11 protein-coding genes and 1 pseudogene are annotated in these 10,688 nt (G+C 43.0%); 7 read left to right on the top strand and 5 right to left on the bottom strand.

Annotated elements, in window-relative coordinates:
• Positions 1-1,642, top strand: a pseudogene (locus LC574_RS38480) (hypothetical protein); the annotation flags it as partial.
• 57 nt (positions 1,643-1,699) lie between these two features.
• Here LC574_RS38480 and LC574_RS09375 read toward each other — a convergent pair.
• Positions 1,700-1,849, bottom strand: coding sequence for a hypothetical protein (locus tag LC574_RS09375; RefSeq protein WP_229453172.1), 150 nt, complete (start codon positions 1,847-1,849; stop codon positions 1,700-1,702).
• Between the two features lie 105 nt (positions 1,850-1,954).
• On the opposite strand from LC574_RS09375, the gene LC574_RS09370 reads away from it, so the two are divergent.
• Positions 1,955-2,530, top strand: coding sequence for a transposase (locus LC574_RS09370; protein WP_229453170.1), 576 nt, complete (start codon positions 1,955-1,957; stop codon positions 2,528-2,530).
• Positions 2,531-2,574: 44 nt separating this feature from the next.
• Here LC574_RS09370 and LC574_RS09365 read toward each other — a convergent pair whose 3' ends face one another.
• The gene (locus tag LC574_RS09365; protein ID WP_229453168.1) at positions 2,575-2,907 is read right to left on the bottom strand and encodes a hypothetical protein; all 333 of its coding nucleotides are present in this window, start codon (positions 2,905-2,907) and stop codon (positions 2,575-2,577) included.
• A gap of 836 nt (positions 2,908-3,743) precedes the next feature.
• On the opposite strand from LC574_RS09365, the gene LC574_RS09360 reads away from it, so the two are divergent.
• The 3 genes from LC574_RS09360 (at position 3,744) to trxA (ending at position 6,570) form a co-directional block, all read left to right on the top strand.
• The gene (locus LC574_RS09360; RefSeq protein ID WP_229453166.1) at positions 3,744-4,274 is read left to right on the top strand and encodes a YdcF family protein; all 531 of its coding nucleotides are present in this window, start codon (positions 3,744-3,746) and stop codon (positions 4,272-4,274) included.
• Positions 4,275-4,711: 437 nt separating this feature from the next.
• Complete coding sequence (locus tag LC574_RS09355) at positions 4,712-5,875, top strand: GuaB3 family IMP dehydrogenase-related protein (RefSeq protein WP_229453165.1); 1,164 nt, start codon at positions 4,712-4,714, stop codon at positions 5,873-5,875.
• 371 nt (positions 5,876-6,246) lie between these two features.
• Complete coding sequence (gene trxA, locus LC574_RS09350) at positions 6,247-6,570, top strand: thioredoxin (protein ID WP_229453163.1); 324 nt, start codon at positions 6,247-6,249, stop codon at positions 6,568-6,570.
• Between the two features lie 149 nt (positions 6,571-6,719).
• On the opposite strand, the gene LC574_RS09345 is transcribed toward trxA, so the two are convergent.
• Positions 6,720-7,313: a MarC family protein gene (locus tag LC574_RS09345; RefSeq protein WP_229453161.1), complete on the bottom strand. Its 594-nt coding sequence runs from the start codon at positions 7,311-7,313 to the stop codon at positions 6,720-6,722.
• A 210-nt stretch (positions 7,314-7,523) separates the two neighbouring features.
• Here LC574_RS09345 and LC574_RS09340 point away from each other — a divergent pair, with 210 nt between their 5' ends.
• Positions 7,524-8,336: a carbon-nitrogen hydrolase family protein gene (locus tag LC574_RS09340; protein WP_229453159.1), complete on the top strand. Its 813-nt coding sequence runs from the start codon at positions 7,524-7,526 to the stop codon at positions 8,334-8,336.
• 62 nt (positions 8,337-8,398) lie between these two features.
• On the top strand, positions 8,399-8,533 hold the full coding sequence (locus LC574_RS37905) for a hypothetical protein (protein WP_267871471.1): 135 nt from the start codon (positions 8,399-8,401) through the stop codon (positions 8,531-8,533).
• Positions 8,534-8,578: 45 nt separating this feature from the next.
• Here the strand turns inward: LC574_RS37905 and fba are convergent, their stop codons facing one another.
• Positions 8,579-9,658 (bottom strand): class II fructose-bisphosphate aldolase, encoded by a 1,080-nt coding sequence (fba, locus tag LC574_RS09335; protein WP_229453157.1) that lies wholly within the window; start codon positions 9,656-9,658, stop codon positions 8,579-8,581.
• Positions 9,659-9,938: 280 nt separating this feature from the next.
• Positions 9,939-10,631 (bottom strand): Uma2 family endonuclease, encoded by a 693-nt coding sequence (locus tag LC574_RS09330; RefSeq protein WP_229453154.1) that lies wholly within the window; start codon positions 10,629-10,631, stop codon positions 9,939-9,941.
• Between the last annotated feature and the right edge of the window lie 57 nt (positions 10,632-10,688).

Below are 10,688 nucleotides of genomic sequence, written 5' to 3'. Positions count from 1 at the left end.
TGTTGATGAAAATATAGCCGAAAAAAGCAAAAAGTATCTAGAAAAAGTAGGAGTATCATACGAACAGCTTCCCGGATCACAAGCTCGGTTAGAAGCCAAAAAAGGTATGAGTGTATTCGTACTCGATGAAAGTACTATTAGTAACGAACTAAAACAAACCTTTATTGACCGTGCTGGTGGTAATATCAAGAGTGCAGATACATCATCACAACCCACTCCATTCGTTCCAGAACAAACTGTATATTTTTATAACCCAAACCAACAATATAGTTCTCCAGATGGATCGCTCTTAGAAGCTAAAGAAGCTCTCGGATTAGTTGTTCCCGCACAAGACGCGATCGCTGTAGCCACTTGGCTAGAATCAAAATCTACTGAAAAACATTATTTTATTGAGAGTCACGTAGCTACATTTATTTTTAATAAAAATGAAATTCTCGAAGAAATAAACAAAGAATTAAATAGTTTACTTGGAGAACCGATTAATATCGGTGAAGTTGATGGATTTGACCGTTACGAACAACTTAGTGCAGAGTTAAATCAAAAAGTTGCGGCTGAAGGTAGTCGTTTAGAATTAAACCAAATTCCAGAAAATAGTGAGTACAAAAAAGCTCTACAAGCACTACCTAACCGTCCCAGAGAGCTTAATCAAGAAGCTTCTCCAGTACCAATTATTCCTGCAAAAGCTGTATCAGAAAAGAATATAACTAACATTCAATCAAATACTAACGCTACAGTTGCAGGTATTTCACAGGTTTACAAAAACGCAGTTGAAATACAAGTATTAACAGGCACACAATCAGAAATTAAGAACCAAGCAATATTACTACCAAACTCGCGCCAAGCCGATCAAACCAAAGCTATCGAAATATTGGGTAAGGTAAGCGAGGAAAAAGTAGAACAATTGCGATCGCACCTTGAAACCCACCTCAAACCCGTACTTGAAAACGATAAATCCAACTACGCACTACTGAGACAAGTTGCATGGGTCGGTGCAAAATGGGATTTAAAAGACAAAGACTTCAAGCCAGGGGTACAGGACAACAAGTTAATGGAACTTGTCAAACAAGTATATCCTGATGCTGATATTGTGCTGGTAACTTATTCCGAAAACCCCGGCGCTGGCATCAACTACCACCGCGATGACTCCTACGCCGCAACGGAAGCCCGCAGCATTAATATCGGAAATTCTGATTGGGGGTATCGCGCTGCAAAGGAACGAATGGCATGGACTAGGGAGGAGAATCAGGACGCACCATACCAAGAATTTAAACTTGAGTCGGGTACAGTAACCCGCTTTAACTGCAAGAACGAACACGCTGCCCTCAATACTGAGGCTGGCAGATGGTCTATCAACATCTGGTCAATTAAAAATGACCTGGGCAGAGAAAACAGCGTTCGCCAAAAATTTGAAAACTTCCTCGCCTCAAACCAACCTCCTCGTGCGATAGTCCAAAGCAACAGCGACCTTACCATCAAAACTAACGAGTGGACACCTGGGGGAGAATTTATTTTTGTCAAATTAGTTAAAGGAAATCCAACTTATTATGCTTTATCAAAGGGGTTTTTAATCCGAAACCCTGGAAATGAATTGTACGACGTATTACGAATCCTGAAACGCTTGGCTCAGTTGGTGAGTGCTTAAATCTTATCGCTTGATTATATCTTCTCCCATCAGGGGCGATACCTTTCCTGCGGAACGCTACGCGTAGCTTGCTTCCCTGTAAGGGTACGGTGGGCTACGCCAACGTACTAAACTAAAATTATGAGCGATCGCCTGATTATATTTTTTGGAATTAGGAGCGATCGCCTGATTATATTTTTTGGAATTAGGAGCGATCGCTACATTCAAACTCCCGTAAAAGTAAAAGTAGGGTGGGCATTGCCCCTGAGAATGTGTACTTTGTAACTATAAACCAAAAGAGGCAATGCCCACCAAAGTCCTCAATATCACTTTATGCCCCAATATCGTCGCTCCTGTGCACCAGGTGGAACTTTTTTCCTCACGCTGGTGACTTATCGCCGCACACCTCTGTTTTCTCAGCCAGAAAACGTCTCTCGCTTACGGGCTGCTATTGTTAAAACTCGTACTGAAAGACCCTTTGAAATTACTGGAGCAGTCGTCTTACCTGACCATATTCATTTTCTCTGGACTTTACCGCCTAATGATTCAGATTACTCTCAAAGAGTCTCTCGGTTAAAAATTCTATTTACAAGGTCGTTACGGGGTACAAGGTCATTACCTGAAAATGTTTGTGCTTCCCGTCGCAAACATAGAGAAAGTGATATTTGGCAACGTCGGTTTTGGGAGCATACGATCCGTGATCAGGCAGACTTGACAAGGCATTTAAATTATATCCACTACAATCCAGTTAAGCATGGGTTGGTATCCTGCCCGCACCTGTGGGAGTATTCCAGCTTTCACACATGGGTAAAAAAAGGCGGATATCAGCCTGATTGGGCTTGTAGCTGCTGTGGTAGGATGCCCCAAATCCCAGATTTCCCGGAGATAGTATTTGGTGAATCTGGGTAGGGTGGGCATTGCTCTGATTTTTTACAACATATTCCTAGATTTTGCTAGGCAATGCCCACCCTACGAACTACTCGATAGATGGGGGGCGCACCATAGAATAGTCGATTAGAACGCACGCGCATTAATTTATCTGCGGCAATGTCAGCAGTTTGTTTGACAAAACTTGCACAGCCATATTCCGCATCCCACAAGCTAATTGGTCGTGTTGGCAAATTTTCACAAACAAGTTTTAGTTGTGCCGCAGCTTTTGCAATTGGATTTTCAAAACTTGTAATGGGCTCATGTAATAACGGTAATGCCCAACTACCTTCTGTTTCTGGAATTATTGCTATGGTGCTGTAACCTTGTCCTACTGTCACGGGTTTTGCGCCTGACATTGGATGGGCTTGATGCTCAAAAGTTCGCTCTTTGAGTGTGCGAGCTTTACTGTCTTGCCCAAGCCGTATGATCTCCTGCTAAGATAATTTGTTCTGGGAATGACAGTATATTAGGTATGAGTGGAATGGGAAAAACTGCTGTTGCAGCCAAATTAGTACAACAAGTCCAGTGTGAATTTGAGTATGTGATTTTGGTGATCGCTACGCAATAACCTACTTATAGATGACATCTTAGCAGAGCTAATACAATTTATTTGTCAAGAGCAAAATGATTTAATTTTAGAACCACTTCAACTCAAATAATAGCAACATCAATGCTGAATGCTGCACAGAAGTTGCAAGCGGATGATATGGAAATCTGGCTAGAAGCAGCAACTAGCGAGTAGGATAGATACCAATAATATTTTAATATAGCGTGTAGAGACGCGAAGTTTCGCATCATCTGAAAAAACCCACGAAAAACCTAACCCCCCTAAGCTCCTTCCAACCCGGGAAGAGGGAAATTTCAAAGTCTCTCTCCTTTTAGGATAGGGATTTTCCAGATAAGATGAAAAGTCAACTACTAAATGGGGTTCTCCGAGAAGATGCTAAAACCCTTTGATGGATTGTCCGATATCGGTTAGGATAATCCATCAATTAGAGGAAAAACTTCAAGCACGCTTAATCGCGCTGCAACATGAAAATCACCTAAATATAAATTTGGACAGATTTTATAGGAGTTTGCTACTCTACTATCAATTGTTGTTTTTCTTCTAGCCAGAGGAAATTTTGGACTCAGTAAATAAAGTTATCGAGCCTTGAATAAGCTATTTTTTACAGGTAAATCTTTTCGTTTTATGACTTTTGTCCTACCGCTAATCATCTGGTGGGGATACAAAGAAGTACAAAACCAATTTGTACAACCGCAAGCAGTTGTAGTGTTAGGTGGTTCAACGACACGTTTGGAGCGAGAGAAGTTTACGGCCGAATTTGTCCGCCAGCATCCAAATATACCAATTTGGATTACCGGGGGTAGTCCAGCTACATTTACCCAACGAGTGTTTACTAAAGCTGGTGTTGATCCCAAACGTTTACACTTGGACTATGAGGCCGTAGATACAGTTACTAATTTTACTACGTTAGTAGATGATTTGCAAGCTCGCGGCATCAAGAGCGTTTATTTGATTACTTCAGACTTCCACATGCGTCGGGCTTGTGTCATCGGTGAAATTATTTTGGGTAGTCGAGGTATTTATTTAAAACCAGTGCCAGTTCCTTCAGAAAAACCCCCTGAATCTATCGAAAAATCTATCCGTGATGGAGCGAGAGCGATACTTTGGATAGCAACTGGTTACACTGGTGTGGATGCAGCTAAAAATAAACGGTAAATCAAACCAATTTTGGATTTTGGATTTTGGATTTTAGAATTGAAAATCTTCAGATTCAGAAGGTTTATCGATTTGAAACGATACAAACTATTACAATTTGCTATCATTTATGATAATTTTCCTGATCTTGACCTAAGTCAATATAGGCAAATTAAGAAAACTAATGCCAATAATATTGACATTAACTCAGTAATAATAGACACTATCATTGTCCAATTGCCAAAAACTAGCGCAACACCAACCTTCAAAGAACAAAATATAAAAACCAATTAACAATTTTTGCTCATTTGGTTGCTTGGTAAATACTTTGCGTCCATCAAAGCTTCGAGCGGCGGCTTGGGTAACTCGAATTTATCTGCGTAGTTCAGGGAAAAAATGCCCCAACTTATCTCACAATTTGATACCCTAGCTTAAACAGATTTGAGAAAAATTAAAGCGTGGAAATTCAACTTGGGCGGGGAAAAACAGCTCGCAGAGCTTACGGAATAGATGAAATTGCTCTAGTCCCTGGTAACAGAACACTAGACCCCAGTTTGGCAGATACTAAGTGGCGTATTGGCAATATTGAGCGAGAAATCCCGATAATTGCCAGTGCGATGGATGGCGTAGTAGATGTTCGCATGGCTGTACGTTTGTCACAGTTAGGAGCATTAGGTGTCCTCAATTTAGAGGGTATTCATACTCGCTATGCTGACCCAGAGCCAATATTAGATCGGATTGCCTCTGTGGGTAAAGATGAATTTGTTGCCCTGATGCAAGAACTGTATGCCGAACCAATAAAGCCGGAATTAATTGAACAACGGATTCAGGAAATTAAACAACAAGGTGGCATTGCGGCGGTAAGTGCGACCCCAGCCGGTGCAAGTAAATACGGTGAGGCGGTGGCAAAAGCTGGGGCAGATTTATTTTTTGTACAGGCTACGGTAGTTTCTACTGCACATCTCTCACCAGAGTCTTTAGTACCACTTGATTTAGCAGAATTTTGCCGTTCCATGCCCATCCCCGTGGTGTTGGGGAATTGTGTAACTTACGAAGTCACTTTGAATTTGTTGAAAGCTGGCGCGGCTGGGGTACTGGTGGGAATTGGGCCTGGTGCTGCTTGTACCTCGCGTGGGGTATTGGGTGTGGGTGTACCACAGGCGAGTGCGATCGCAGATTGTGCAGCAGCACGAGATGATTACTACAAGGAAACTGGTAACTATATCCCCATTATTGCTGATGGCGGTTTAATCACCGGTGGCGACATTTGTAAATGCATCGCCTGCGGTGCTGATGGTGTGATGATTGGTTCCCCCTTTGCCAGAGCCACAGAAGCCCCAGGACGAGGTTATCATTGGGGTATGGCGACTCCCAGCCCAGTGTTGCCCCGTGGCACCCGGATTCGCGTTGCCACCACTGGTAGCCTAGAGCAAATACTCGTTGGCCCAGCAGGGCTAGATGATGGCACTCACAATCTTTTAGGAGCTTTAAAGACGAGTATGGGCACCTTAGGAGCCAAAAATATTAAAGAAATGCAACAAGTGGAAGTTGTGATTGCGCCTTCTTTATTAACCGAGGGTAAAGTTTACCAAAAAGCTCAACAATTAGGTATGGGGAAATAGAATTGGGGCATGGGGCATGGCGCATCGGGCATGGGACAAGAGGACAAGGAGACAGGGGGACAAGGGAAATAAGCAATGCCCAATGCCCAATGCCCAATGCCCAATGCCCATTTCTTGAAAAATTTTTCCAGCCCCCTAAACAATTGCTGGAAAAATCCGATATGTCACCTACAATAGAAATAGCGGAGACGAATGTTTCCGTTCACTCCTCACACCACACTCCGCCCGGACTACTGTTCGGGCGGTTCCTTATGTTTATAAATAAATTCTAGAGCTTCTTTGCAAATGTACATCCTTGGACTTCCAAGCTGAGGTTTTTGCTATGGTAGAATTTTCACCAAGTTCAGATATTATTGGCGAAGGTTTTAGGCATGTCAACAGCCGCGCAAGTTACCGATTCTAGTTTCAAGCAAGAAGTACTCGACAGCGATGTACCAGTTTTAGTTGACTTTTGGGCACCCTGGTGCGGACCATGCCGTATGGTAGCTCCTGTTGTCGATGAAATCTCCGAACAGTACAAAGGTCAAATAAAGGTCGTCAAGGTCAATACGGATGAAAATCCTAATGTTGCCAGTCAGTACGGTATTCGCAGCATTCCCACATTAATGATTTTTAAAGATGGAGTAAAAGTGGATATGGTAGTCGGCGCTGTGCCTAAAACTACATTAGCTTCCACTCTCGAAAAGTATCTTTGAAACTCAATCGGCAATAAACTCCTCTTGAGTTATCCATCTTGTTCTAACTTTAGGTTAATTTTTATAAACAAGTTTGAGAGGCGCGAATTTCTCGTCTCTCAAACTTATTTATATTTGTATACAGTTTCAGAATATTTTTTAGGAGTTTTCTAGCTCAAAAACAACTCCCTAATTCCCGTACTACCAATTTCCACCGCTAGCGCCGCTAACAAAAAACCCAAAAGTTGAGTCACAATCACTCCACCTTCTGCACCAATCCACTGGTCAATCACGTTTGCTAAACGCAAAAGCAACCAAGTGATAAACATTGCCCCTAAGATACCCACCGCCACAGCAATATGCGGACTCTGTGATTTCGACATCAGCAACATTACCGTCGTCAAAGTTCCTGGCCCCGCTAGCAGTGGTAAAGCTAGTGGAGTAATTGCAACATCGCGTCCTTCTTCAATAATCGGCTGATCTAATTCTCCCCGCAGCATTTGCAAAGCAATTAACAGCAACAATAGTCCTCCTGCTACTCGCAAAGAGCCGATACTGATTTCTAAGTAATTTAAAATTATTTGCCCTGTAAAGGCAAATAGCAAAAGAACTGCGATCGCAATGACAATTGCTTTATCTATAACTTTGTTTCTTTGGTCTGGCATCATGCCCTTAGTCAAAACTAAAACAATCGGTATATTGCCCACAGCATCCGCCAAGACAAACACAGCGATAAATGTTTGAATGAGAATAGAAATATCCACAGTAGACAGTTTTTATCAAGGTTTGATCACAACCTAATCTTTATCTTGCCCAGTTTGCTATAACCCAGAGGAAGATTAAGATCAGCAATAAAACAAGTCTGGTAAAGAAAATTTTGGCTGACCTATTTCTAATTAAGTTCCACAGATGTTGAAGTAGCGATATATTTTGATAATCTCTTTTCCATAAATCAACTGTTCGTTGTTGAATCTATGAAGTCTTATTTAGCCGCCGCTATTCAATTGACCAGTGTGCCAGATCTACAGAAAAATTTGGCACAGGCAGAAGAATTAATAGAGCTTGCCGTGCGTCAAGGTGCGGAATTGGTAGGTTTGCCAGAAAACTTTTCCTATATGGGAGAAGAAAAAGACAAACTCGCGCAAGGCGATGCGATCGCTCTTGAAAGTGAAAAATTTCTCAAAAAAATGGCTCAACGCTTTCAAATTACGATCTTAGGCGGCAGCTTTCCAGTTCCGGTAGACAATACAGGCAAAGTTTATAACACCACTCTACTCATCGACCCAAACGGTCAAGAACTTGCCCGCTACTACAAAGTACACCTATTTGATGTTAACGTCCCCGACGGCAACACCTATCGGGAATCTAGCACGGTTGTGGCTGGTACGCAACTACCACCTGTCCATTTTTCCGAAAAACTTGGTAATTTAGGGCTTTCTATTTGTTATGATGTCCGTTTCCCTGAACTGTACCGTCATCTAGCAGATAAGGGAGCCGATATTATCTTTATTCCCGCCGCCTTTACCGCCTTTACTGGCAAAGACCACTGGCAAGTACTATTACAAGCCAGAGCCATCGAAAATACCGCCTACGTCATTGCTCCTGCCCAAACAGGCAATAACTACGCCCGCCGTCTAACACACGGACACGCGGTTATTATCGACCCTTGGGGCGTAATTTTAGCCGATGCTGGGGAAAAACCGGGAATTGCGATCGCAGAAATTAAGCCCACTAGGCTAGAACAAGTTCGTCGTCAAATGCCCTCTTTACAACATCGGGTATTCTAAGCACTGGGGACTGGGGGGATGAGGGAGATGAGGGAGCAGGGGGAGCAGGGGGAGAAGAACTATTGATTATTGACCAATGCCCAATGCCCAATGCCCAATGCCCAATGCCCCATGCCCCATTCCCAATCCTTATAAATAAAACAAAAAACCGGGTGTTTACCCGGTTTCTGACAACATTCAAATCCTCAGTTTTTTAGGAGCATAGCAAGACTATGCCCCTATTTATTAGTTAGTTGTCAAAATTAAACTTTAGCAGCTGACTTGGTAACAACGTTGAGTTCACCTTTAGCATACTTAGCAGCAAAATCTTCCAAAGAAATTTGTTTAATCTTGCTTGCGTTGCCAGCTGTGCCAAATTGCTGATAGCGTTCAGCACAAACCTTTTGCATATATGTAATAGAAGGCTTGAGGAAGTGACGGGGGTCAAACTCCTCTGGTTTTTTAGCCAAAGCTTCACGTACAGCAGCAGTAATAGCCAAACGGTTGTCGGTGTCGATGTTTACTTTACGTACACCACTCTTAATACCTTTTTGAATTTCTTCTACAGGTACGCCGTAGGTTTCAGGAATTGCACCACCATACTGGTTAATTAGCGTCAGTAAATCTTCTGGTACAGAAGAAGAACCGTGCATTACCAAATGGGTGTTGGGCAAACGGCGGTGAATTTCTTCAATGCGGCTGATTGCTAAAATTTCCCCAGTCGGCTTACGGGTAAACTTGTAAGCACCGTGGCTTGTGCCAATGGCAACAGCCAAAGCATCTACTTGGGTTGCTTCTACGAAGTCAACAGCTTCATCGGGGTCGGTTAGCAGTTGTGAGTGGTCGAGTGTACCTTCAAACCCATGACCATCTTCAGCTTCACCAGCACCAGTTTCTAGAGAACCCAAACAACCGAGTTCACCTTCAACGCTGACACCCAAAGCATGAGCTACATTTACAACTTCGCGGGTAACACTAACGTTGTACTCGAAGCTTGCGGGGGTCTTAGCATCAGCTTCTAAAGAACCATCCATCATCACGCTGGTGAAGTTGTTCTTAATTGCTGAGTAGCAGGTAGCAGGCGCATTCCCATGATCTTGGTGCATGACAATGGGAATCTGAGGATAGGTTTCTACAGCTGCCAAAATCAGGTGGCGGAGAAAGTTTTCTCCTGCATAATTACGAGCGCCGCGTGAAGCTTGCAAAATTACGGGGCTATCTGTCTCGACAGCAGCCTTCAGGATCGCCTGAATCTGCTCCAAATTGTTAACGTTGAAAGCTGGGATGCCGTAACCGTTTTCAGCTGCGTGATCCAACAGCAGCCGCAGTGGTACAAGCGCCATAGATAGTCCTCCTAATGTGGTTGTCAGCTAGTCGGTCTGAGAGAAGCGTAATTATTACGCTAAATCTTAAGAGTTTTTTCAACTTATAGGAAATTATAACTAGTGTCGTGTGTCTATGTTGAAAAAGTTTACGCCATCGTTATTATAAATATGTTCTATACTTACCCTCTACTGCTGTACTATGCCCCATACTTGCTCTATATTGCTGTACATTTAGTTACCCTACAGTTAGTAGCTCTGGTAGCCCACTATCCAAAATGATCATCTCAAAGCGATCGCCTCAGGCAAAAGGCGCTAGTCTCTGGACAAATGCTGCGTGTTCAGGAGATTGCAAGCCTGTTTGTAAAACAGTCAAAACAGACTGCATATTTCCCGCTAATAACTCTGCAACCCCTAACCACAACCCTGGAAAAACTTGACTTCGCACAATTCCGTTACTATCAGTAGCCAACTCTAGATACTCACCCTGTTGCAAATAGAACCAGGTCAATTTCTGATCGAGTACTTGCCAGACGATATATTCTTTGACTCCATTGCGACGATAGGCTTGTTTTTTAGCATGGAGGTCGATGGCAACACTACTAGCGGCAATTTCGACAATTAACTCTGGTGCGCCTTCAATATAATCATCCTCACTCAGCCTTGCTTGACCACCTGCTTTTGGGTTGATCAGAAGTACAGCATCTGGTTGAGGTTCGTTATCTAAGTCTAGGCGCACGGTGGGTTCTACTGCTGACGCTACACCTGGTGTAGCCGCTTCGTAAGTAAATAACCAACCAACAATCCAACTGTGCGGTTGACCGTGACTTCTAAAACGCAAAGCAGCAGGCATGATGTAGACAATTCCCTCAATTAATTCGGCTTTTTTCAAGCTAGGCATGGCGTTGTAGCGCCGCTCAAACTCATAAAGGCTGAGTTTGTCGCCATTTTCCAACAAGGGAATTGTCCAATGCTGTGGAAGTGTTTTTACCATGACAATGGTGTTTGGGATTAGTCTATGCCTATCCTACTGAATTGGGGAAATTTATTG

Origin of the sequence: Nostoc sp. CHAB 5715, assembly GCF_020829685.1 — a bacterium.
GTDB lineage: Bacteria > Cyanobacteriota > Cyanobacteriia > Cyanobacteriales > Nostocaceae > Nostoc.
The sequence above is the reverse complement of the archived record's forward strand: the minus strand, read 5'-3'. Positions and strand labels throughout refer to the sequence as shown.

Excerpts from the sequence above, each read along its gene's own strand:
- trxA (WP_229453163.1), top strand. The coding sequence starts at position 6,247 with ATGTCAACAGCCGCGCAAGTTACCGATTCTAGTTTCAAGCAAGAAGTA.
- LC574_RS09330 (WP_229453154.1), bottom strand. The coding sequence starts at position 10,631 with ATGGTAAAAACACTTCCACAGCATTGGACAATTCCCTTGTTGGAAAAT.
- LC574_RS09360 (WP_229453166.1), top strand. The coding sequence starts at position 3,744 with ATGACTTTTGTCCTACCGCTAATCATCTGGTGGGGATACAAAGAAGTA.
- LC574_RS09370 (WP_229453170.1), top strand. The coding sequence starts at position 1,955 with ATGCCCCAATATCGTCGCTCCTGTGCACCAGGTGGAACTTTTTTCCTC.
- LC574_RS09365 (WP_229453168.1), bottom strand. The coding sequence starts at position 2,907 with ATGTCAGGCGCAAAACCCGTGACAGTAGGACAAGGTTACAGCACCATA.
- fba (WP_229453157.1), bottom strand. The coding sequence starts at position 9,658 with ATGGCGCTTGTACCACTGCGGCTGCTGTTGGATCACGCAGCTGAAAAC.
- LC574_RS09340 (WP_229453159.1), top strand. The coding sequence starts at position 7,524 with ATGAAGTCTTATTTAGCCGCCGCTATTCAATTGACCAGTGTGCCAGAT.